Source organism: Cyclobacteriaceae bacterium, from assembly GCA_030584025.1.
Taxonomy (GTDB): Bacteria; Bacteroidota; Bacteroidia; order Cytophagales; family Cyclobacteriaceae; genus UBA2336.
This window is the reverse complement of sequence record CP129487.1, coordinates 2,418,863-2,442,871: the sequence shown is the minus strand read 5'-3', so window position 1 is coordinate 2,442,871 and position 24,009 is coordinate 2,418,863. Positions and strand designations below refer to the sequence as shown.

The following is a 24,009-nucleotide window of genomic DNA, read 5'->3' as shown; positions in this document are numbered from 1 at the left end:
TGTCTGTAACCTGAAATTAGGATTAGCGTCTAAGTTCCAACCTTCCTGAACTTTTTGCTTCGTTCATTAAATCCTAATTCCATTTTGGTATGTTAAAAAACTACGTGGCCATTGCTGTACGGAATATTCTTAAGTACCAGGTATTCTCCTTTATCAACATTTTTGGTTTGGCTGTAGCCATGTCTATTTGTATGGCCATTATGATGCTGGTGGCCGATCAGATGATGCTTGATCGGCATAATCAATTTGCTGACCGTATTTACAGAATTACATCAATCCCTTACTGGGAAGAATTAAATGGAGCACCGGGTAAAGAGTTCGCCACCACTACCTTACCTATAAAGGATGAGCTATTAAACAATTACACCGGAGTTGAAAAGGCCGTGCGGATCATGCGCGGGTTTGGCAATCATTGGGTTGAAGTTGAACCCAGTCGCGATATAAATATTCCTGTCAGTGGTTTTTTTGCTGATCCTGAGATTCTGGACCTTTTTCAACATGAGCTATTATATGGTGATGCAGCCACTGCACTTCAGGAACCATACTCGGTAGTACTTACTGAAAAGACAGCGCGTAAACTTTTTAAAGTTGAAAACCCTGTAGGGGAATCTTTTAAAGTTGGGAAGCTGGGAACGTATAAAGTAACCGGTGTTATTAAGGAGACAGAACATCGGTCGCATATTGTGGCGGAAGCCTTTGCCAGTATGGCTACGGTTCAAAGTCTGGAGGCAACAGGTGTGTTGGGAAACGATCTGGACAACTGGCATAATTTCACACAGGGTTGGGTATATGTGTTGGTAGAAGAGGGTAAGACAATTAAAGATATTGAACCTCACCTTGCAAAAATCAGTGCCGATCATTTCAGTAACCTGATTGAACCCAATACAACGGAAGTTAAGTACAGTTATCAAAATCTGTTAGAGATCATTCCGGGTAAAATGTTAAATAACCCAATCGGGCCGTTTATGCCTTGGTTTATCGTTTATTTTTTGGCAGGCCTCGCGGGTGTCATCCTGATCACTTCGTGTTTCAACTTTACCAACCTGTCCATAGCTCGGTCACTTACCAGAGCACGTGAAATTGGCGTACGTAAGGTAACGGGGGCAACACGTTGGCAATTATTCACCCAATTCCTAAGCGAATCTGTAATCGTTTCCTTATTCGCTCTCGTCCTCGCCATCGGTATGATTTATTTTCTTAAGCCTTTTGTGGTTGATCTCGCGTTTGCCCGGTTTCTGAAGTGGAACTTATCCGCAAACTACGTTGTGTATGGCTTGTTTTTCATTTTGGCGATTGGGGTCGGTTTGCTGGCCGGATTGTTTCCGGCCGGTATCCTGTCCGGCTTTCAACCTGTAAAAGTATTGAAGAACCTGGGCAATACCCGATTGATGTCTAAGGTGGGTTTGCGCAAAACGTTATTGGTTGTACAGTTCTCTGTGGCTATGATTTTCATACTAACCGTGATTGTGATGTACAACCAGCTCAGTTTGTTCTCCCATCACGACAATGGATTTTCGTCTGAAAATAAAATAATCATTCAGAAGGGGGAGACATCAATTTTAAATCTAAAAACTGAACTGCTCAAGCAGGCCAATGTTCAGAACGTTTCAGCTGCCTCGCATATTCCATTAGCTGGTATTCAATATGGAGGAGATTTTTTGCGCTCATTGAGCGAAAAGGAAGGGAAGAGCCTGAGTTACTTTTCTGTGGATGAAGATTACCTGGCTAACATGGAGCTTACGTTAGCGGCAGGTAAATTCTTTGCTCCGGAAGCAGGGGAGTCAAATCGTAATTTTATTGTGTTGAATGAGACTGCACTAAAGGAATTTCATTTTAATTCTCCTGCAGAAGCTATTGGTGAAGTGTTGATTATGAAACGAGATTCCTCCGAAAAGCAAATCATTGGGGTAGTTAAAGATTATCATTTTGAACTTTTTGCTGAAAGCCTTGAACCGCTGGCGCTGATGTATAATCCTGATGAGTACAGATTACTTCAGGTAACATATTCCGGTAGTTTCGAAGATGTAACTAAAAGCGCTGAGCGTGCATGGTCGGTTGTTAACCCCGGGCTTAAGGTTGAGGTAAAGGATTTTGAAGCAGAGATGGGTAAGTTATTCGATATTGTTTTCGGTACCCTCATCAGGCTATTGGGCTTCATAGCCTTTATCGCCATTACCATTTCATGCCTCGGTCTGTTGGGAATGGCAACGTATTCATTGGAGTCGAGAAAGAAGGAAATTGCCATGCGTAAAATATTAGGCAGTTCAAACAGCGCCTTGGTGTTTACCTTGTCGAAAGGGTACATCGTCATATTGGTTATTGCCCTGGCCGTAGCTGTTCCTGCCGCTTATTTCCTAAACACGTTTTGGCTTGAAAACCTCGCTTACCACGTTACGGTAGATTTTATGACCATTGGTCTTGGGGTTTTTATCCTTGCCTTTTTTGCCCTGTTTACCATCGGCTCTCAAACTCTTCAGGCCATTTTTATTAACCCGGTTGAAAATCTTAAAAGTGAGTAAGCAACCTTTTGAAAATAATCAGCATCCTAACTGCATAACCCAAAATCCATATGATCCGCAACTATATCCTTGTAGCGCTGCGTAATATTCGCAAACACAAGTTTTTTGCCGCCATTAATATTTCAGGCTTAACCGTTGGGTTAACGGCCTGCTTATTCATTTTCGTTTACATTAAAGACGAATTGAGTTACGACCGGTTCCATAAGGATGCCGAATCGATTTACAGAATCGGATTAACCGGCCGAATGGCGGGGCAGGAGTTCAACACAACCAGCTCAAGTTATCCGGTTGGCCTTGCCATGAAGGAAGAGATTCCGGGCATTACTGATTATACCCGTATTTGGCCGGCATCAAACACGGTGGTATTCGCGTACGAGGATAAGTCGTTTAGTGAAAAGAAGATCTTCTATGCGGATTCAAATTTCTTTTCATTTTTCTCTTTCGAGTTGCTTGAAGGCGATATTCAAAATGTACTGAGAGAACCCAATTCGGTGGTACTTACCGAACAGATAGCCAATAAATATTTTGAGCAGGGTACTACACTTGGAAAACTGATAAGCATTGGACCTGACAAGCGAGCATATAAAGTAACAGGCATTGCCCGTGAAACTCCTCACAATTCACATTTTCAGTTTAGTGCCCTATTGTCGTTGAGTTCTGTAGACAACATCATGTACAAGGGTTGGACGGGCAACTCCATGCAAACCTATGTTAAAAAAGATGATCAGACTTCCGCTAGTGTGATTAATGCAAAACTTGAGGAGTTGGTCGAAAAGCATGTCGGGCCAGAAGTGGAACAATTGGGTTTAACATTCGAGGAATTCAAAAAGCAGGGCGGTATTTATAGTTATGTGATTTACCCGTTGGTTGATTCTCATCTGCGAAATGTATTTCCAGATGATTACGAACCAGCGAGCGATATCAAGTATGTATACATTTTTATAGCGGTGGGTGTATTCATTCTGTTGATTGCCTGTATCAATTTTATGAACCTGTCTACAGCCCGTTCGGCTGGCAGGGCAAAGGAAGTTGGCCTTAGAAAAACGCTGGGTTCTTTTCGCAGGCAATTGGTAACACAATTCTTAGCTGAGTCATTTGTTTACAGTGTTCTGGCTATCGTATTGGCGCTTGTACTCACCTATGTGTTAATGCCATCGTTCAACCTGCTATCCGGTAAACAGTTGTCTGTAACTTCATTAATGGATCCGCTATTTGTGTTGGTTGCGGTTGGACTCGTATTTTTTATAGCCTTTATGGCAGGCAGTTATCCGGCCTTGTATTTAACCTCTTTCAATCCGGTTGAAGTATTAAAAGGCAAGTTGCGTTCGGGAATGAAAACCAAGGGCATTCGAAGTGCGCTGGTTGTGGTTCAGTTCAGTGTGTCTATTTTTTTAATTGCGGCAACATTGGTTGTTTTTCAGCAACTGAATTTTATGCAAAGTAAAAATCTGGGTATTGATAAGAATCGGGTAATTACTGTTCAAAACATGCGGAACCTCAGTGATAACCGCAAAGCATTTAAAGACCGTGTCGATCAGCTTGCTGGAATTTCCGCGTCATCTTATACCAATAATTTGTTTCCGGGTATTAATAATATTAATGTTTTTCGGATAGCCGGTTCTGAGCAAGATCATTTGCTTGCATCGTACTTCGCAGATTGGGATCATCAGAACGTAATGAAATTTGGTATTAAAGACGGCCGATTCTTTTCGAGAGATATTGCTTCGGATTCATCGGCCTGTTTAATCAATGAATCAGCGGTTCGTGAATTGGGCTGGACGATGGAAAATGCTATCGGATCTGAAATTACGGATTTCAGTGGGAGCAGTGCCAAAAAATTAACTGTGATCGGAGTCATTCAGGATTTTAATTACGAATCGTTAAAAAATGAAATCCGTCCACTGATCATGCAACTAACGGATATTTCACGGCAACTTATGGTTCGTTACTCTGGCAATCCAACAGATGCCATTGCCAGCATGGAAAACCTGTGGAAGGAAATGGCACCCGGTGTTCCCTTCGAATATTCCTTTATGGATCAGGATTTTGATGCCTTATTCCGTGCCGAGATGCGTATGCGCGATTTATTTATGGTGTTCTCATCGTTGGCTATTTTTATCTCATGTTTAGGATTGTTCGCTTTGGCAGCTTTCCTTACCGAACAACGAACCAAAGAGATTGGAATACGCAAAGCTTTAGGAGCCTCTACACAAGGCTTGGTTTACACCTTGTCTAAAGAGTTTATGTTATTGGTTGGAATCTCGTTTATTCTGGCAGTTGTACCGGCCTGGTATTTTATGGGTGAGTGGCTGGCGGACTTTGCTTACCGGATTGACCTGAGTTTTGTGGTTTTTATGATTGCAGGCTTACTGGCGTTTTTGATTGCCACCCTAACCATCGGATTTCAGGCATTAAAAGCTGCCCGGTCGAATCCGGTTAATTCTCTTCGTTACGAATAGATTTTGTAAAGCGCTCATTTTGAGCGCTTTTCTCTTTTCAATATTAAATTATTGTTAACAGAGTTAAGGTTTTGGCAACATTCGCTACCTTCAATGCTTAATCAATAGCGGATTATGAATAAGGTAAAAGCGTTAAAAAAGGACTTAAAAGGTAAGTTTTCTGGCGTATTGAAAGATGCCGTTGCACAAGAAGATTCCAAACCATCTAAAAAAGTAAAGAAGCTTATCAACAAGTCTTCTAAGAAACTTGCATCTGCGGTAGTAAAAGATACAAAGCGGGCAGAGAAGGAAGCTGCAAAACTTGAAAAGAAGGTTGCCAAGGCCGAAAAAAAGGCTGCTAAGTCGAACGGACTTAAGCCGAAAAAGGAGAAGCAATTAAAGAGTGCTGAGGTTGTGGAGTAGTTCACAACAAACAAGCCAATTAATTTATATAGTCCTGCGGAAGATCAGCCGCGGGATTTTTTTTGTAGCTCTTCCAGTATAACTACATTCATCAGAATGAGCAACATTCCATAAAACGTGTCTTCGAAAGGAATGGTGCCCATACGCAGCCCTAAATTCTCGGCATCATTGTACCACACTACCTGTTCGTCAATAAACGATCCGGTTAAAATGCCATTAACCAGGAAGAACGGAATGAGAATGAAGAAATAGGCTACATAAAATCTTCCCAGGTAATTTACTTTCAGACCATAAATCAGGAATAGCAGGAAGAGCGCCAGTGAGAAAAAAGTAACTGCTGTATACCAGTTTGAATAATGTAAGGCACCAATGGTCACCAGCAATCCAACCAGAAATATGGTGATTGATTTTTGGTACGGGCCCAGGTAATCTTTTTTAATGAGGTAGTTCAAGGCATGATAGGTGAATACACATGCATACGGAATGCAAATGAAGAAAAGGACTTCTTCCAAAGGCAAGCTGCCCAGGTATATGCCGGTTAAATAGCGCGGGTTAAAACCCCAAATACCCATTTGGGTAAACCATTCGTCCCACACAATAAAAAGAATGGCCGGAATTAAAATGGCTATCCACAAGTGTTTCCATTTTTTATAGAATGGGGACGGAGAATAGAAACTGAATATAAGCGGTAAGCTTATCGAAAATATATCGAGGGCGAGATAAAGATACCGTTCGTTGAACACACCTTATTGGGTTGCTTGTCTTTCTTTCTTAAACACGAAATTTTTGGGTTCGTATTTTTTAGGAGCATACAAAAAACCAAAAGCTTCACAACCTTCTTTAGTATGCTTGGCATGATGCACATAGTGTGCATGGATCATGCGTTGCAGGTATTTGCTTCGCTTAGCGGGACGCCATTTGATGCGTTGGTGTACAATCACATCATGAAAAATCAGGTAAAACAATCCGTAGCATAAAATGCCAAGGGCAACGGCAAATAGGTATGGGTTTGATGTGGTTGATGAGTACCAGAATAGTGCAATGGAGGGTAAGCTGAAGACAACAGCAAACCAATCATTTTTTTCAAGCGTGTGATCATGTACGGTGTGGTGTGACTTGTGCCATACCCAAAGTACACCATGCATGATGTACTTATGTGTAAACCAGGCAACAAACTCCCAGAACAGAAAGGTAGCAACGGTTATCAGTGCGCAAACTAAAATGGTAATCAAACTCATGCGGCTTTAAGCTTCTGTTTTGTAAAGTACGATTCAAGTACGTTGTAGCGGTGTTCAAAAATACGATTTACTTCACGTGCAACAAACAACCAGTTCGCCAAACGCCCCAGGATGCCAAGTGGAATAGCGTAATTCACCTCATCTGTCATTTCAACACCACCGTCAACTTCTTTAAAGTGATGCTGGTGATGCCACAAGGCGTACGGTCCGAAGCGTTGTTCATCCACAAAATAGTAGGGCTCCTGAACATGGGTAATTTCAGTCATCCAGTTCATGGGTATGCCTGGCAACCCGTAAACAATGTACCGGATAACCTGCCCGGGATACATTTTCGGTCCACCCGACATGTACAGAATTTTAAAGCCCATATGTTCAGGCGTAATTTTCGATAGATTGGCCGGGCTTGAGAAAAATTCCCAGGCTTCCTTGATTGAAATGGGCAAAAATTGAGTCCTTTTCAGGTTGTAGATTTTCATACAACCCTACAACAACTAAACCCGCACTATGTTCCGGATCATACCGGGGAAAATAAGTCCGTGAAAAGGCAGCACGGTATACCAATACAACCGGCCCCACAAGCCCAATGGCCGGAAGGTGGCGGTTTGATGGAGGACGTTATCCTGAATTTTAAACTCAAGCCACGCATCACCGGGGAGTTTCATTTCGGCATACAGTAATAGCCTGCCCGACTTTTTATCGGCCAACAGTACGCGCCAAAAATCCAATGCATCACCAACTTTCAGGTCGTTGGGGCTTCTTCTTCCACGTCTTAGACCAACCCCACCAAAAATTTTGTCAATGAACCCACGGATTCGCCACATCCAGTTTCCATAATACCAGCCTCTGTTGCCACCAATGCACCAGATGTTTTCGATAACTTCTTCTTTGGGTCTTTTGAATTCAATTGTTCGCTTGTCATGAAAGCACCCGTGTGTGGGCACTTCAATGTAATTCAAAAAATTATGGTCGATGGTGTTGTGGTGAATCGCGTCTTTCCAACTGGAGATGACGTAACGCTGTTGAATGCGATCGAGCGTGAGGCGTAAGGTTTCTTCATAGGTTAGCAGCTTGATGGGAACCAGGGATTGAATGCGGCTATCCTGACAGATTACCTCGTTTTTTAAGCTACTCACCAGACTCTTGGCCAATGAAAAGGAAGTAGAAGTAACAAAATACAACCAATGCGAAGAAAGTTGTGGAGAAAGAACTGGTACCGGAATAATCAGTCGCTTAAGACCACGAACTTTTGCGTACCCCATCAGCATATCATGATAACTCAGTACATCTGGCCCGCCAATATCAAAGGATTGATTGTACGTTTCCTCTTTCATCATAACCCCAATCAGGTATTCCACCACGTTTCGGATGCCAATTGGCTGGCATCGGCTTTTCAACCATTTAGGTGCAATCATTACCGGTAACTTCTCCACCAAATCGCGAATGATTTCAAATGAAGCACTTCCTGATCCGATAATGATAGCAGCACGCAGTACGGTTAGTGCAGCGTTAGATTGCCTGAGAATATCCTCAACATTTTTTCTTGAACTTAAATGTTTTGAAAGAGAACTATCATTAACGATACCACTTAAGTAAATGATTTGCCGGGCTGTAGTGCGATTAATGTATTGAATGAAATTTTCAGCAGATTTTCTTTCCAAGTCATGAAAATCTTCAGAAGCGCTCATGGAGTGTACCAGGTAAAATGCAAGGTCTATCGAAAAGGGAAGGTTGTTCAATGTTTCTGGCTCCAGAAGGTCGGCTTCAAGTACAGTGATTTGCTTTTGGTGTTCTTCTGTAAAATCTTCTAAATCAAATCTACGCTTGTCCCGAACCAAACAGATGATGTGATGACCTTGCTCCAATAATATGGGTAATAGACGTCTGCCGATGTACCCTGTTGAACCGGTGAGTAGGATATTCAGGCTTTTTCATGAGCGGATGATTTTCTTTTTCTTCAGCAACGCAAGCGAAAGTGGTTTGCCGGGGTTGAGATTTTTATACGCTACTACATCACACAAGGTACACCAATGATCGCCACCATCCAGCCAATCTAATACACGTAGGTGAAGATAGGCGAGCGAATGCGAAAGGTATGCGAAGGTTTCGTTGTATAGTTCAACCGGCTCCTTGATCTTCTCGATTTTATTCATGTGAAAGCCACTCTTTTTGCCTAACAGGTTAACCAGTTTAAACTGATCCTCAGTTAAAAACTGTAACAGAAATTGAGGGTTCTGCTCTATGAGTGCCAAGGTTTTTGTGTTTTTATAAATGGCAACAATGTATCGTTTCGGCTTCATGGAAACCGGAGTCACGTATGAGCAGATGTTCATATTTGTAACCCCGTTATGCGCACTTGAAATGCTGTACACGGGTTGGTCAACACGATTCCAGGGCTTTTTTCGAATTGAACTCATACCAATGCGTTTAAGAAGCGTTCAGCCGCATTGAATAAGCGTTCTTTCTTTTGTGTGTCCATTTTTTCCAATTGCTTTACCATCATGCTCATTCTTGGATTTTTGATGAATGCCGATTGATGTTTAGCAATAAATCGCCAATATAATCCGTCCCACACCTCGCACCACGGAGCCCTTTTATAATGACTCATTTTTAAAATGTAATTCGAACTGCTGATGTACGGTTTGGTGGCCATCAAGCCGCCATCAGCAAACTGACTCATGCCGTAAACGTTCGGAACCATTACCCAATCATACGCATCAATAAATAACTCCATGAACCAACGGTAGATGTCGTCTGGATCAAATTCACAGAGCAACATAAAGTTGCCCAGTATCATCAGTCGCTCGATGTGATTCGCATACCCGGTTTGCAGTATGCGTTTAATAACATTGTCAACGGGCTCTATGCCGGTTATACCAGCATAAAAGGCCAGTGGAATTTTTCGTTTATGTTTAAAATAATTGGTGGTATGTTCCTTAACGCCTTCTCGTATGTAAACTGCGCGGATAAATTCACGCCATCCTAATACCTGGCGAATAAAACCTTCTGCTGAATTGATTGGAATGTTGTAGTTGATAAAACAGGTTTCCGCTTTTTTAAGAATTCCTTCCGGATTAAGTAAGCCAATATTTAGCGCTGGTGTGAGCACCGAATGAAACAGAGCCGATTGATCTTGTACAATAGCATCCTGATAAATGCCGTAATGTTCAAAACGGTATTTTAGAAAATTATCAAGAGCAAGTTCGGCATTCTTAAAGGTTATGGGATAATTAAATCCTTCTAACGATCCGTAATTTTCAGGAAAGTTGTTGTTCACATAAACGATGGCTTCCTGAGCAAATTGATTTCTCTCAAAGACTGGTAAGGCAGGAGGTTTTACTTCCTTGGGCATCTTCTGTCGGTTCAGGGTATCGTAAGTCCAGTCTCCACCTTTGGGTTGATCACCTTCTATCAAAATCTGATGCTGCTTGCGTAGCTCGATGTAAAATTCCGTCTGGAAGTAGCGTTTCTTTTTGGCGAAGAATGAGTTGATGAATTCTTCTGAACAGATAAAATTTGGATTCTCATATTGAATCAACTTCAGGTTTTCTTGTTCGCAATACCGCAACAATCTTCTGGTCAATAAATAATCGACAGGATCAACAACATGCACCGAAGCTATTCCTTTTTGTTTGAGTTTCTGAAATACGGCCTTTAATGATTTAGCCTCCGCATGATCCAGGTATTCAACATGGAACCCATTATGAACAAGGTAATCTGCATAGACTTTCATTGACGCCCGATGCAGAACAAGTTTTTGTTTGTGGAAGGCATACTGACTGAAGAAGAGGTCATCTTCAAGCATCAAAACCTTTCGGCCTTGCTTGAGTGCAGGGTGATTTTTGTAAAGTTGATTCGGGAAGACAAGTGAGATTTCCACTTAGAAGAAACACATAAGCTGGTTTTATGTTTACCGTTTCTTCCGACAGGATTCACTGCAGTATTTTACCTCATCCCAAACGCGTTCCCACTTTTTACGCCAGGTAAACGGTCGGTTGCAAACCGGACAGACCTTCTCCGGTAAATGTTGTTTTTTAACGCCTCGCATGGTCAGGATTCTAACGCGACCTTATAGGCAGCTAATACACGTTCGCGGGCAAATGCATGGTCGACAATCGGTTGAGGATAGTCGGGTGTACCCATTTCAGGAACCCAGCGCTTGATGTACGTTCGTTCAGGATCAAATTTTTCCGTTTGGATGTAGGGGTTGAACACACGAAAGTACGGAGCGGCATCGCAACCCGATCCTGCAGCCCATTGCCAGCCACCGTTGTTTGCAGCCAGATCAAAATCAAGAAGCTTTTTGGCAAAGTAGGCTTCACCCCATCGCCAGTCGATCAACAAATGCTTGGTAAGAAAACTGGCAACAATCATGCGTACACGGTTGTGCATGTAACCAGTTTCATTAAGTTCACGCATGCCTGCATCTACGATGGGGTATCCGGTTTTTCCTTCGCACCACGCCTTGAATTCAACAGGGTCATTGCGCCATTCAATCTGATCATAAGCCGGTTTGAATGCTTTTGATACCACATGTGGGAAATGCCAGAGAATCATGTGGTAGAAATCGCGCCAGATTAATTCATTCAACCACTTTTCATTTTTCTTCAGTGCAACCTGAACCAGCCTGCGAATGCTTACCGTGCCAAACCGGAGGTGAACACTCAATCGGGAAGTTCCTTCAATGCCAGGAATATCGCGTTGCAGGTGGTACTTCTCAATGATTGCTTGTTTAATTTTTCTTTCCGGAAAGGCGATGCCTGATTTTGAAAATCCAATTTCTTCCAACTTCGGAAAGGGGAGTGGTTTTAATTTCAGGAGACTATCGAAGTATTTTTCAACAGGATACGATTTGGTGTAGAATTTAGTTAAAGCTGCCTTCCACTTTTTGCTGTAGGGCGTGTACACGGTATACGGACTTCCATCATCTTTAACGATTTCATCTTTTTCAAAAATGACAATGTCTTTGAATGAATAGAAAGCGCTTCCTTTTTCTTCCAGTATTCTCTTTACATGTTCATCACGTTTATTGCCGTACGATTCGTAATCGTGATTGGTGTATACCGCTTTTGGATTAAGTGTTTTGAAAATTTCAATTGGGTTTCCATGTAAAACAGCTAGCGAACAGCCCAATGCCTCAAGTTCGCTTTTTATTTGCTGAATCGTTTGATGAATAAACTCAACGCGAGCGTCTTTTTCATCTTCAAGCTTATCGCGGATTTCGGTATCGAAAATGAAAATTGGTAAAACGTTAGCGTTTTCTTTTAGGGCGTGATACAGTCCAGCGTTATCCTGAATACGCAAATCTCTTCTGAACCAAAAGAGCGTGGTGTTCTTGTTTATAGCGGATTCCGCAGGTTTATTTTCGAAGCGCTTCAATTTCTTTTTCCAGTTTATCGATAGCTTCCATTTTAACTGCGTACAATTTAAGGTCGCCTGAGCGTTGGATGTGCATGGCTTCTTCCAGGAGCTTTTTTCGCCTGGTTTCCAGCTTTTTTATGGGATCACTTTTCAAAAATCCGAACATGGCAATAAAACAATCAGGTGCCTGATTGGTTTTCAAGTTCGTGTTTTTTGGTTTAGAAATTTGCCTGTAACTGAAGGCGAAGGAGGCTTCCTTCCTGGAAATTTACCGGATTCACGGCATCTTCAAACCGCCTTTTGGAAATGGTGTACATGGCCACCAACTCAAAGTTTTTAATGGGCTGCCATTCAACGCCTATTTCGAGCTCATTTACCGAGTAGGAGCGTGCATCCAATTCATGTTTCTTGCCTCCATCATAGTAATGGTAGCGCGTAAAGGGGATAAGAAACTGGTTGTTAAAGCGCGCCATATAGGAAGCCATCACGTAACCGCCCTTTAATTTTCGTTGTTCAATGACGTTGGTTGCCGGGTTATATTCCGGGCCGGTGCCAATGTTATATTCTGCGGTTAGTCCAAAGGGTTGCGGGTACACCACCAGCGTGGCGGCAACGCGCTGATCATCATAAATGAAGTCTTCTGTGCCTGTTACCCCAGTTGTCGCTGCCGATGTACCGGCCACTTTATTCTTTCCGGTATAGGCTTGTATTCCCGGCTCAATAAATTGTTTAGTGCCAACTAAAAATGGGTAAGAAATTCGGGCAACTGTATGCGGAGTGGAATTTCCTTCAGGACGATTGGCCGTCTGGCCGTTGTGTACACCAAAACCAATAACACCATAATCACCCGAACCCTTCAGGCCTGAGCTGACAAGTTCCGAAAAACGTTCGCGGATTTTTTGTGGAGCCCAGTAAAAGAAAATTCCAATATCGCGCTCATTGGCCACCGCACTGTTTATGCCATCGTTACGATCTAGCGGGATACGGTTTTGACTGGACTGTAAGTTCTCAAACCCAAACGGAACCTTGCTTTGCCCGATACGAAAACGAAATTCATTTTTCTTGTCGATGCCTACATCAAAGTACGCATCGCGTATTTGCCCGAATTGTAAATTCCGTCCATCAGGTGAAGAAGCAAAGTCGGGTTGGATGTACACGAATACACGTTCATGCACCTGGCCATAAAAAATGATCCGAATCCTTCGGAAGAAAAAGCCATTGTCGCCACCCCAGGATTTATCGCACTGCTCACACTTCAAATCCGGGTTGGTCTCAAAAAGCTTGTTGTACCGAACCTGTGCATAGCCACGGATTTTTAGCCGCTGGTACCATTCAATTGTTGGTGTAGGAGGCGGGCTATCTTGCTGTGCAAGCGATAGACTGATAACGAACAGGAATGTGACTGACAGGGTTGCGCGGAGCAATCGATTCATTGAAAATGTGGTTGCTTTTCGGGGGCAAAACTATTGAAAGCAGGTATGCAAAAAGCAGTTGAAATCCTGTTGCCGACCAATGCCACGTTCTTAACATTGGCTTAACATGGCATCTTAAACGGGTCAAAATCGATTGATAAACACCCCGAAAACCGCTACAGGAAATCGTATGAAGGAATTATTAATCTAATGTTACGTACTTCCAAATGTTTGGAAATTGATTCAAAAACGCATTCGTTGGAAACATTGAATTAACAATAAATTAATATTGAAAACAGGGTCAGCCCCATCATTCTATCAAAACAGGTCGAAAAATGTGATTCACTTTCGTTTAGCCTTAAAAGTTCCATTTGGTTGAATGGCTACCATTTCCGTCACTTTCCCGGCCTCCAGGGTGAACCGGAACGTGAAGCCATCGGCTGCCTTTAATTTAAACTCGTGCTCTTTAACAGGCATTAGCTCATAGTCGGGTTGGCCTGGAACGAATAGCATCAACGTTTGTTCTCCCCGCAGGTAAACTTTAGCTACCTGCCCACCAAAATCGTATTCGCCTACATAAGTTTGAAGTTGTGAGATGCTGACATCTTTCACAACCAGCTTGCGTGCGAAAACAAGGTCTTTAACAGCAGGCTCAAGCTTGGCGTGGAGCTCATGGATTTCACCAGCCTTGTTGGTAATGAAACTTACTTTTTCACCTTTGAAATAACGCGGCCCTGTTCCTTCAAAAATATCGTAATGATAATGGCGTAAACCGGAGGACAGCCCATGAAAATCTATACGCAATGAGTCTTTTTCTGCCTTCACAGCGATCACGCCATACGCTGGATGTTCAAACTCACCCACATAATCTTCAAGTTTGTGCGATGGCGTAGTATTTTTTACCTGTGCTTCATCGCTTTCTTTTTTATTTTTTTCCTGATTCTCTTTGGCTTTTTTAACATCAGCCAAGGCACGTCCATTCCAATCAACCGGTGTTAACCCCAACAGGCGGTCAATAATGTTATTTCGGATGAGGGCCGTTGAAGGCGTGCCATTCATATTGGTGAGTACCACAATGCCAATGGAATCCTTTGGCATAAACGCAACGTTTGCGGAGAACCCGTCAATATTTCCGCCATGTTGAACAAGGGTTTTACCGCGATACGGGTTGATGAACCAACCCAATCCATACGTGCCGTAACCCACTTCATCATATTGCAGCGGAACGGAAGCCGGAAGCGAGATCACTGGCGTCTGCACAGCACGAATGGTTGATTCTTTCAATACCTGGTTTCCTTTAAACTTTCCTCCATTAATCAAGGCAATAACCCAATTAGACATTTCCATAACCGTTGAGTTGATGGATCCGGCTGGACCAATCGCATCAATATTCCGGTAAGGCGTAACTTCTACTTTTTCATTTAGTTCTATATATCCCAGCGAACTGTTGGCTCCCTTCGCCATTTGGTCTACAGAGAAGTTAGTTACTTTCATTTCAAGCGGATCAAAAATTCTTTCTTTTGTAAAGGCTTCCCATGTTTTTCCGCTCAGTTCTTCAATCACTACACCGGCTGTCAGGTACATCAGGTTTTGATATTCCCAGCGCTCACGAAAACTTTTGTTGAATTCGAGGTGCCGGAGTGAGTTAAACAGTTCCTTACGGGAAAGCGTGCTGCCATACCAAACCAAATCATGGCGCGGTAAGCCCGACCGGTGGGAAAGCAGATCGCGCGCTGTCATCTTTTCGGTGGCGTAGGCATCGTGTAGCTTGAATGTGGGCAGGTAGTTGATAATGGGCTTGTCCAGCTCAAGTTTCCCGTCCTCTTGTAGCAGGCAGATGCCGGCAGCCGTAAACGCTTTTGAACTTGAGCCGATGGCAAAAAGTGTTTCGGGTGTTACAGGAAGTTTTTTATCCACATCGCGATAGCCGAAGCCTTTGGCAAACACGACTTTATCTTTTTGGATAATGGCCACGGCTACGCCTTGAACTTTCCAGTCTTTACGAATTTGCTCAATATAGGCATCAAGGCCTTTTAGTTTTTTGTCAAGATCTTTGGATTGACCGAATGCAGGAAGCCACAGGGCTAAAAGCAGGATGGGTAATATGTAGCGTTTCATAACGTATTGGGGTTGGGGCCAATAAGTTATGGATTTGCCTTAACTCTGCACAGGAATTAACGCGTTGATTTCCGGATGGCTGAGGATAAGTTTAAACCAGTGTGTGAATTCACCTGGATTTTCCTGCATTTCGTGTTTCAATTGAGCAATTGACGCATAGCGCCAATCCGATGCTTCATTACGGTTAAGTTCAGGCTCGCCCTCAAAATGCCCAATGAGCACATGATCCAATTCATGTTCGATCAGACCACCATCAAGATTCACTTTGTAGATGAAGGTATAGAGGAGTTCAACATCAACCTTTATCCCCATCTCTTCCTGGAGTCTCCGCGTAGCGGCATCTGATAAGGTTTCTTCAGGGCGCGGGTGACTGCAGCAGGTGTTGGTCCATAAACCCGCGCTATGATATTTTCCAGCAGATCGTTTTTGAATAAGCAGTTCGCCTTTCGAATTGAAAAGCAACACGGAGAATGCCCTGTGAAGCACACCTTTCTGATGCGCCTCCATTTTTTCCATGGTTCCAATGGCGCGATCGTGCTCGTCAACTAAAATTACGTGCTCCATCAAATCAGGTTGAGCTGGTGTTTAACATACGAATACGCGAGCAACGTTGCCTTATGCCGGTTACGAATTCGTATTCGACTTTCCAATACGCGCTCACAAGGTGTGTTTTTTATTTTGTTGAAGAGGGCAAGGTAGTAAACATAGGCCACATACACGCCAAAGCGTGAACTGCGCGGCAGCATTTTAATGCCTTTAAGTCCTTCATCGAAATCGTACCGGATGCTTTCTTCAATTTCTTTTTTCTTTTCTTCGTTGAATTGATCCAGGTCGAGATCCGGGAAATAGGAGCGACCCATGTGAATGTAATCGGCCTGAAGATCGCGAAGGAAATTGATTTTTTGAAAAGCCGAGCCAAGGCTCATCGCATAAGGTTTAAGTTGATGGTACAGGTTGTCGTCACCTTTTACGAATACACGTAAGCACATTAACCCAACCACTTCAGCAGAGCCTAGTATGTATTGCTTTAACCCATCGTTATCGTACGACTTCAGTTCAAGATCCATCTCCATGCTTCGCAAAAACAAATCGATGGAGGAGCGATCAATGTTGTATTGCTTAACGGTCGCTTGAAAACTGTGCAGGATCGGATTCAGGCTTATGCCATCTTCAAGCGCTTTATATGTCTCTGTTTTAAAACGCTCAAGAAGTTCACGTTTGTTGTAATCATAAAACGTATCGACAATTTCATCGGCAAAGCGTACAAAGCCATAAATGCTGTAGATGGGATTACGCAGTTCTTTACGCAGGCATAGAATACCCAATGAGAACGAAGTGCTGTAAGCACGCGTGGTGAGTTTGCTGCATCGTAAGGCTACCTGGTCGTAAAGCGCTTTCATAAGTTTAGGGTTTCGTTACTGATTTTCTGTCCCGCTTCACCAACTCACCTGCCACCACCTGTCCGGAAATCAAGGACGGTGGAACACCCGGTCCGGGAACTGTCAGCTGACCCGTATAAAACAAGTTATTAATCTTTTTGTTTATGATGCTTGGTTTCAGGTTGGCCGTTTGCATCAACGTGTTCGCCAACCCATAGGCATTGCCTTTAAAGGCATTGTAATCTGAAATGAAATTATTGTGTGCATAGCTGCGCTTGAACACGATGTTGCTCCTGATAGATTGTCCGGTCATCTGTTCAAACCGATCAACCACCATATTGAAGTAACGTTCGCGGGTTTCTTCATCGTCTTTTAATCCCGGGGCCACGGGAATCAGGAAGAAAACATTCTCATGACCGGCAGGTGCAACCGTAGGATCTGTTTTTGACGGACAACTGATATAGAATTGCGGCTGTGTGGGCCACTGCGGCTTCTCGTAAATCTCTTCCGCGTGTTTAATAAAATCCTGATCGAAGAAAAGGGTATGGTGAAGCACGCCCTCAATTTTTTTGTTCAGTCCAACATAAAAGATGAGGCTTGATGGAGCCATTGTTCTTTTTTGCCAATAATCTTCCGAATAGGTTCGGTATCCTTCCGGGATTAATTGCTGTTCCACATGATGATAATCGGCACCGGCTACAATGTAATCGAAAGGACGGAAGGTATCGTTGACAATAATCCCTTTGGCTTTAATGGCATTTAGTTCAAGCTTTTTAACCGAGCTGTTGAATTCAAACGTAACACCAAGTTCGGTGGCCAACTGAACCATGCCTTCAATAATCTTGTGCATGCCACCTTGCGGATACCAGGTGCCCAACGCCATGTCGGCATAATTCATTAAGCTGTAAAGTGCTGGTGTGTTTTGTGGTGTTGCACCCAAAAACAACACGGGGAATTCCAGCAACTGAATTAATTTTTTCTCTTTGAAGTACTTCCGTATGTAGGTTGATATCGATTGAAATACATGAAGCTTGAAAACTCCAGTCATCAATTTTGTGTCGGCCAGTTCCAGCAAGGATAAACCGGGTTTATACACCAGTTCATTTATGCCGATGTTGTATTTGTACTTTCCTTCCTCCAGGAACTTGAGCAAATTTTTACTGCTTCCAGGTTCCAGTTGATCGAACATATCGCAAAGACCCTCAATGCTGGCGGGAATATCCAATACATCATCCTTGGAATAGTAAATTCGATAAGATGGACTTAAACGTTCAAGCGTGTAATAGTCGGATGGCTTTTTACCAAATGCGGCAAAGTATCGTTCAAACACATCGGGCATCCAATACCAGCTTGGCCCCATATCGAAGGTGAACCCTTGTGCTTCAAATTTTCTAGCCCGACCGCCAGCAGAAGAATTCTTTTCAAAAACCGTAACTGCGTATCCTTCCCGCGCAAGGTGGCTTGCAGCCGATAAACCGGCAAAGCCTGAACCAATGACAGCGACTTTTTTCATGCGGGGTGGGAGTGTGTTACAGTGTTAGTAAATACAAGATACTCAATACCCCGCCAACTTGCTTTGAATTTCTTTGCGTGCATGAAATATGCGGTTTTTAACCGTTCCAATCGGTATGTTCAAGTGCTCCGCAATTTCATGGTACTTGTAACCCGATGTATGCATTTTAAACGGAATCAGTAATTCTTCGCGTAAGCTGTTTACATGATTCCAGATGTCTTTGTATTCATATTGTGAGCCAGGCGAGCTGAACGTGTGGGTGTCCTCCACATTCAGGTAGTACAACTCCTTGGTATCATCATGCGATGTTTTGGCACGCTGATTTTTTCGGTAGTTGTTGATGAACGTGTTACGCATAATGGTGAACAACCAGCCTTTCAGGTTGGTGTCTTCCCGAAACTTGTTGCGGTAGGTGAGCGCCTTCAGGATGGTGTCTTGCACCAGGTCGTGCGACTCTTCCCTGTCGTTAGTAAACCTGCGTGTGAAGGTCTTTAACGTTGACCTCAAACTGGCAATCTGGTAGTCGAATTCTAGTGCTGTCATGGTCTTGTCTGTTTTGTTTAACAAATTTAGTTAAAGATTGAACAAAAACAAGATATATACACGAATACCACATAAAATGTTTAATAAATTTTATTAAATATTAAACAGAATGAGTTGAGGTTTAGCCTAATAAAGCCTTGAGATCCAGCGCATTGTGAAAAATTTCAATGTTTTTGAAATTTTTTCTGTTCAGGAAGCGGGTTTGGTACCCGGAAACCAGAACGCGTTGGTTGGAGAAGGTATCAGACAACTGATTCAGGAAATCGTCAATCTTAATACCGAAAGGGGAACTGATAATGCTTGTGATAAGGATATCGGGTTGGTGAACATTGACTACACTTACTACATCCTTCATGGGAACACTTTGGCCCAGGTAAATGGTTTTGTACCCGTCTTTGCGCACGAGATAATGAAAGAAAAGCAAGCCTAATTCATGCCATTCGTTTTCTGGCAGGAACAGCAACACCCGCTCAGTACGATTGGGTTTTGTGGACAGCCCATCGATAGCTACAATAAGTTTTTGGCGGATCAGATGAGATATAAAATGTTCCTGGGCAGGGGTAATGTTTTCGGTTTGCCAAAGCACCCCGATTTTCTCCATAAATGGATAAACGATGTCCGTAATCGTTTTTTCGAAGCCGAACCGCAGAAACAGACTTGAAAGCACTTTTTCAAAGCGCTCCTCGTCCAGGTCAACCATGGCCACAATCAACTGGTCGATGAAGATGGTGGTGTCCGATTTCTGCTCGCTGAGTTCAACAATCTTACGGTTAATCTCCTCGTGGGTCATATCGGCTATGCGGGAGATTTTGATGCCGTGATTATTGAGTAGGGAGACGTTGATGATCTTTTTCAGGTCCTCATCTGAATAAAGACGAATATTGGTGTCGGTACGCCCAGGCTCAACGATGTGATGGCGTTTTTCCCAAATACGTATGGTATGGGCCTTTATGCCCGAAAGTTTCTCAAGTTCTTTAATAGAGTATTGCCCCATAGCCGGTTCAATTTCAAAAATAAACACACGATCGGTTATAATGTTTACAATTTTGATTTTTTAAACCGGATGTTGGGTTAACTTAATTCTCATGTCTCAACCACTGTTTGCCCCGGCCGAAACCTGGTTCAGCGAAAAAGGCTGGAAGCCCTTTCCGTTTCAACATGAAACCTGGCAAGCTTATTTATCAGGCAAGAGTGGTTTGGTTAATGCTCCAACAGGCAGCGGTAAAACCTATTCCCTTGTTGTGCCGATTCTACTGGAGTTTATCCATCAGCATACGGATTACCGAACAAAAAGGAACAATGGCCTGCAGGCCATCTGGATAACACCCATACGGGCATTGGCAAAGGAAATTGAATTGTCGGCCAACCGTGCCATTGAGGGGCTCGGACTTCAATGGAAAGTTGGTGTTCGTTCTGGCGATACTTCGGGCAAGCAGCGGGAGCAGCAAAAATCAAAGCCTCCCGAATTTCTCATCATCACTCCGGAAAGTCTGCATTTATTACTCGCCCAAAAAGGTTTACCCGATTTTTTCAAGAACCTGAAAGTTGTGGTGGCCGATGAGTGGCATGAGTTAATGGGTTCGAAGCGTGGCGTTCAGGTTGAACTTGCCTTGTCAAGGTTGAGTGCGCTTTCACCCGCATTGAAGGTGTGGGGGATTTCCGCCACCATTGGTAATATGGAGCAGGCCAGGGAAATACTGTTACCACGCACCCCCTTGTTTCCCCCCTCAAGGGGGGACGAAGGGGGGTGTGTAATTCGGGCAACTGTAAAAAAGAATATCGAAGTCATTTCCATACTTCCCGATTCAGTGGAGACCATGCCTTGGGCTGGTCATTTGGGTATTCAGTTGCTCGATAAAGTTGTGGAGATTGTAAAGAAAAGTACGAGTACACTCATCTTTACCAATACCCGCTCATTTGCAGAGATATGGTATCAGAAAATGCTGGACAAAGCGCCTGAGCTTTCCGGCTTGATTGCCATGCACCATGGCTCCATTAGTAAGGAGATGCGCAACTGGGTGGAGGACCAATTGTATGATGGAAAATTAAAGGCAGTGGTTTGTACATCCAGTTTGGATTTGGGTGTTGACTTTCGCCCTGTAGAAACGGTGATACAAGTGGGAAGCCCGAAAGGTGTTGCCCGGTTTCTTCAGCGTGCCGGTCGCAGTGGCCACCAGCCCGGTGCTACGAGCCGGATTTATTTTGTGCCCACCCATTCACTTGAACTTATGGAAGCGGCTGCTTTGCGTGAGGCCATTGAAAAGAATATTGTGGAAGAACGCATTCCCTACATCCGCTCGTTCGATGTATTGATGCAGTATTTAGTTACGCTGGCTGTATCGGATGGTTTTTACCCGGATGAGATTTTGAAAGAAATCCGTTCTACGTTTAGTTTCAACAGCATAAGCGATGAAGAATGGGAGTGGATGCTGAATTTTATTACCACCGGGGGCGATTCATTACAGGCTTACGATGAATACCGCAAAGTCATCATCGAAAAAGATGGCCGGTATAAAGTGGAGGACAGAAGAATTGCACAACGTCATCGCTTATCCATCGGCACCATCGTAGGCGATACATCCCTTAATGTAAAATTTGTCACCGGAAAATACCTCGGCACGATTGAAGAGTATTTTATTTCGCGACTTAATCCTGGTGATACCTTTTGGTTTGCCGGTCAGGTGTTGGAGCTGGTGCGCATTAAAGATATGGAAGCGCAGGTGCGCAAGAGTAAACGAAAATCTGGTTTGGTGCCTTCCTGGCAGGGTGGAAGAATGCCGTTGTCATCACAATTGAGTGAACTCATCCGCCTTAAGCTTGATGAAGTGGCACGGGGAAAAGAGCATGCCGTTGAACTAAGTTTTTTGAAGCCGCTCTTTGATCTTCAACGGATGCGTTCCCGTCTTCCAACAAAAAGGGATTTTTTAATTGAGTGTTTTGAAACTTCGGAAGGACATCATGTGGTGATGTATCCGTTTGAAGGTCGTTTTGTGCACGAAGGGTTGGCGGCATTGGTGGCTTATCGAATTGCACGGATCAAACCGATCACTTTTTCGATTGCCATGAACGATTACGGTTTTGAATTACTCAGCGATCAGGAAATACCCATTGAAGAGGCTGTGGAAACCAACGTATTGGGAACGGAAGATTTAATGAAGGATATTCATGCCAGCATCAACTCTACAGAAATGGCTCGCAGAAAATTCCGCGACATTGCCGCCATCTCCGGACTTGTATTTAAAGGCTATCCCGGCAAGCCAATTAAAGACCGCCACCTGCAATCATCATCGCAGTTGTTTTTTGAAGTGTTTCATGAATATGAAGCCCACAACTTATTGTTTCGCCAAGCGTATGAGGAGGTGATGGACTTTCAATTGGAAGAAGTGCGTCTGCGAAAGGCGTTGGAAAGAATAAACCAACAAAAAATAATCATTACCCACCCCGACAAGCCCACGCCTTTTGCCTTCCCGATTATGGTTGACCGGCTAAGCCGCGATAAGCTGACCAGTGAACAGTTAAAGGATCGCATTCAAAAGATGACGGTGGAGTATAAGGAGTAAGTAATTTCAGTACCTTAGGTGTACTAACCAACCTCCCGCATCCTTATGAAATACCTGAGTTTTATGGCTTTAGCCACGTGGCTCATCAGCGCGTGCACCACTTCAGATAAGGCTTCAGAAAAGTTATATACAATCGCGTACAACATTCACATACCCGATACAACCAAAGATGATTGGGAGATTATGCACATGAACGTTGATGGATCGGGCAAGAAGAACATTACCAACAACGATGATGTGGCCTGGACTTACTATGCCTTTAAAAATCGTTTGTTTTTTATAAGCGACCGCGATACAGCTTACCGACACTTTTTCTTATATGAGTCGGATGCAGATGGCAACAACCTGAGAAAGGTTAGTGACCTTCGCCTGGAGGATAGTTGGATGAGCAGTCGAAATGACGGAAAAGAAATGGTTGTGTCGGCACGGCCAGATCAATACACTCGTCTTCAGCTTTTCATTATCAATACGGAAGATGGAACATACACACAAATCACCAACGATACGGCTGCCTTCTTTCGTGATCCGTGTTTTTCACCAGATGGGAAGCAGATTGTCGTCAGCTATAAAAAGAACAAACGCGACCGGACCACACCGGAAGAATTATACCTGATGAATGCTGACGGAACGAACTTGCGGCAGTTGACACATTATCCGATGGATAATCCATCAGCAAAGGAATATGGTTACAAAGCCGGGTCGGCTAAATGGCATCCTACAGAAAATTTCATTTCTTATGTGTCAAAGCAAGATGGGAGGAACAGCATCTTCGCCATTACGCCCGATGGTAGCCGGCAATGGAAGCTGTTGGAAAATCCTGAATCTGAAGGTTGGCACGATTGGAGTTCAGATGGCAACTGGCTTGTTTACAATGGTTCAGATGCAGCAGAAAGTCGTTATGATATTTTTTTAATGAATTGGAAGACCAAAGAGGTGAAGCAACTCACGGATTCAACCTACAAATCGCAATTGGCTCCAGTATTTATCGAGAAGGTGACCAGTAAATGAGAATGAGATTTTATCTTCTGCTAATCCCTTATGTAATCCTCAATTCTTGTGTTCAGACAAAGCAGTATGAGGTGTCAGATATTGAGGTTTTTTTGGGAGACTACTATAGAATCATGTCGGATCGTGATTGGATTAAGTACAAAACATTTTTTATTGACAACGCTTCGCTGACAACCATCTGGCAGACTGAATCAGATTCAGTTCCGGGAATTTTCTCAGTGTCAATCGATGAATTCATCGATCAGACACCTCAGGGTCCGGATAGCCAACCGATTTTTGAAGAGAGAATGATCAGTCATGAAATAACTGTGAAGGGTAACCTTGCGCAAGCCTGGGTGAAGTATGAAGCAGCATTCGGTACGGATGAAAACCTCATGCGATGGAAGGGATATGATCAATTTTCTTTAATCCGCTTTAAAGTCGAGTGGCGGATTGTTTCCATTGTATATGAGTCGTTAGAAAAGTGATAACTTTTTGTGCGAATTAATTACAGGTGTTAA

Annotated in this window: 22 protein-coding genes; 6 read left to right on the top strand and 16 right to left on the bottom strand. The window is 43.3% G+C overall.

Features of this window, described 5'->3' with window-relative positions; genetic code table 11:
• Positions 1 to 89 precede the first annotated feature (89 nt).
• The 3 genes from QY309_10895 (at position 90) to QY309_10885 (ending at position 5,380) form a co-directional block, all read left to right on the top strand.
• On the top strand, positions 90 to 2,519 hold the full coding sequence (locus QY309_10895; protein WKZ58377.1) for an ABC transporter permease: 2,430 nt from the start codon (positions 90 to 92) through the stop codon (positions 2,517 to 2,519).
• 50 nt (positions 2,520 to 2,569) lie between these two features.
• On the top strand, positions 2,570 to 4,978 hold the full coding sequence (locus tag QY309_10890; GenBank protein WKZ58376.1) for an ABC transporter permease: 2,409 nt from the start codon (positions 2,570 to 2,572) through the stop codon (positions 4,976 to 4,978).
• Positions 4,979 to 5,092: 114 nt separating this feature from the next.
• The gene (locus QY309_10885) at positions 5,093 to 5,380 is read left to right on the top strand and encodes a hypothetical protein (GenBank protein WKZ58375.1); all 288 of its coding nucleotides are present in this window, start codon (positions 5,093 to 5,095) and stop codon (positions 5,378 to 5,380) included.
• Between the two features lie 44 nt (positions 5,381 to 5,424).
• Here the strand turns inward: QY309_10885 and QY309_10880 are convergent, their stop codons facing one another.
• From QY309_10880 to QY309_10805, 16 genes are all read right to left on the bottom strand, one after another.
• Entirely contained in the window at positions 5,425 to 6,123 is a 699-nt protein-coding gene (locus QY309_10880; GenBank protein ID WKZ58374.1) for a lycopene cyclase domain-containing protein, read from the bottom strand.
• Positions 6,124 to 6,126: 3 nt separating this feature from the next.
• Positions 6,127 to 6,618 carry a sterol desaturase family protein gene (locus QY309_10875; GenBank protein WKZ58373.1) on the bottom strand — a complete coding sequence of 164 codons (492 nt, stop codon included), beginning with the start codon at positions 6,616 to 6,618 and terminating at the stop codon, positions 6,127 to 6,129.
• Positions 6,615 to 7,094, bottom strand: coding sequence for an SRPBCC family protein (locus tag QY309_10870; protein ID WKZ58372.1), 480 nt, complete (start codon positions 7,092 to 7,094; stop codon positions 6,615 to 6,617). Before QY309_10870 ends, QY309_10875 begins: the two co-directional genes overlap by 4 nt.
• 15 nt (positions 7,095 to 7,109) lie before the next feature.
• Positions 7,110 to 8,540, bottom strand: a complete 1,431-nt coding sequence (locus QY309_10865; protein WKZ61697.1) for an SDR family oxidoreductase — start codon at positions 8,538 to 8,540, stop codon at positions 7,110 to 7,112.
• A 6-nt stretch (positions 8,541 to 8,546) separates the two neighbouring features.
• Entirely contained in the window at positions 8,547 to 9,032 is a 486-nt protein-coding gene (locus QY309_10860) for a flavin reductase (protein WKZ58371.1), read from the bottom strand.
• Positions 9,029 to 10,495: a cryptochrome/photolyase family protein gene (locus QY309_10855; protein WKZ58370.1), complete on the bottom strand. Its 1,467-nt coding sequence runs from the start codon at positions 10,493 to 10,495 to the stop codon at positions 9,029 to 9,031. The genes QY309_10860 and QY309_10855 overlap by 4 nt, the downstream gene beginning before the upstream one ends.
• 30 nt (positions 10,496 to 10,525) lie before the next feature.
• On the bottom strand, positions 10,526 to 10,663 hold the full coding sequence (locus QY309_10850; GenBank protein ID WKZ58369.1) for a DUF2256 domain-containing protein: 138 nt from the start codon (positions 10,661 to 10,663) through the stop codon (positions 10,526 to 10,528).
• A 2-nt stretch (positions 10,664 to 10,665) separates the two neighbouring features.
• Complete coding sequence (locus QY309_10845) at positions 10,666 to 11,994, bottom strand: deoxyribodipyrimidine photo-lyase (protein WKZ58368.1); 1,329 nt, start codon at positions 11,992 to 11,994, stop codon at positions 10,666 to 10,668.
• Positions 11,975 to 12,178 carry a DUF6435 family protein gene (locus QY309_10840; GenBank protein WKZ58367.1) on the bottom strand — a complete coding sequence of 68 codons (204 nt, stop codon included), beginning with the start codon at positions 12,176 to 12,178 and terminating at the stop codon, positions 11,975 to 11,977. Before QY309_10840 ends, QY309_10845 begins: the two co-directional genes overlap by 20 nt.
• Positions 12,179 to 12,194: 16 nt before the next feature.
• Complete coding sequence (locus QY309_10835; GenBank protein WKZ58366.1) at positions 12,195 to 13,409, bottom strand: porin; 1,215 nt, start codon at positions 13,407 to 13,409, stop codon at positions 12,195 to 12,197.
• Positions 13,410 to 13,730: 321 nt separating this feature from the next.
• On the bottom strand, positions 13,731 to 15,506 hold the full coding sequence (locus QY309_10830; protein WKZ58365.1) for a serine hydrolase: 1,776 nt from the start codon (positions 15,504 to 15,506) through the stop codon (positions 13,731 to 13,733).
• A gap of 39 nt (positions 15,507 to 15,545) precedes the next feature.
• Entirely contained in the window at positions 15,546 to 16,070 is a 525-nt protein-coding gene (gene idi / locus QY309_10825; protein WKZ58364.1) for an isopentenyl-diphosphate Delta-isomerase, read from the bottom strand.
• Positions 16,070 to 16,906, bottom strand: a complete 837-nt coding sequence (locus tag QY309_10820; protein WKZ58363.1) for a phytoene/squalene synthase family protein — start codon at positions 16,904 to 16,906, stop codon at positions 16,070 to 16,072. Before QY309_10820 ends, idi begins: the two co-directional genes overlap by 1 nt.
• Positions 16,907 to 16,910: 4 nt before the next feature.
• Positions 16,911 to 18,398, bottom strand: coding sequence for a phytoene desaturase family protein (gene crtI / locus QY309_10815; GenBank protein ID WKZ58362.1), 1,488 nt, complete (start codon positions 18,396 to 18,398; stop codon positions 16,911 to 16,913).
• A gap of 42 nt (positions 18,399 to 18,440) precedes the next feature.
• The gene (locus tag QY309_10810; protein WKZ58361.1) at positions 18,441 to 18,941 is read right to left on the bottom strand and encodes a sigma-70 family RNA polymerase sigma factor; all 501 of its coding nucleotides are present in this window, start codon (positions 18,939 to 18,941) and stop codon (positions 18,441 to 18,443) included.
• A gap of 121 nt (positions 18,942 to 19,062) precedes the next feature.
• Entirely contained in the window at positions 19,063 to 19,962 is a 900-nt protein-coding gene (locus tag QY309_10805) for a MerR family transcriptional regulator (GenBank protein ID WKZ58360.1), read from the bottom strand.
• Between the two features lie 64 nt (positions 19,963 to 20,026).
• Between QY309_10805 and QY309_10800 the strand changes: the two genes are divergently transcribed.
• From QY309_10800 to QY309_10790, 3 genes are read left to right on the top strand one after another with little or no spacing between them, the layout of a single operon-like run.
• The gene (locus tag QY309_10800) at positions 20,027 to 22,501 is read left to right on the top strand and encodes a ligase-associated DNA damage response DEXH box helicase (protein ID WKZ58359.1); all 2,475 of its coding nucleotides are present in this window, start codon (positions 20,027 to 20,029) and stop codon (positions 22,499 to 22,501) included.
• Positions 22,502 to 22,546: 45 nt separating this feature from the next.
• Entirely contained in the window at positions 22,547 to 23,509 is a 963-nt protein-coding gene (locus QY309_10795; GenBank protein ID WKZ58358.1) for a hypothetical protein, read from the top strand.
• A gap of 2 nt (positions 23,510 to 23,511) precedes the next feature.
• Positions 23,512 to 23,976, top strand: a complete 465-nt coding sequence (locus QY309_10790; GenBank protein WKZ58357.1) for a nuclear transport factor 2 family protein — start codon at positions 23,512 to 23,514, stop codon at positions 23,974 to 23,976.
• The last annotated feature ends 33 nt before the right edge of the window (positions 23,977 to 24,009 follow it).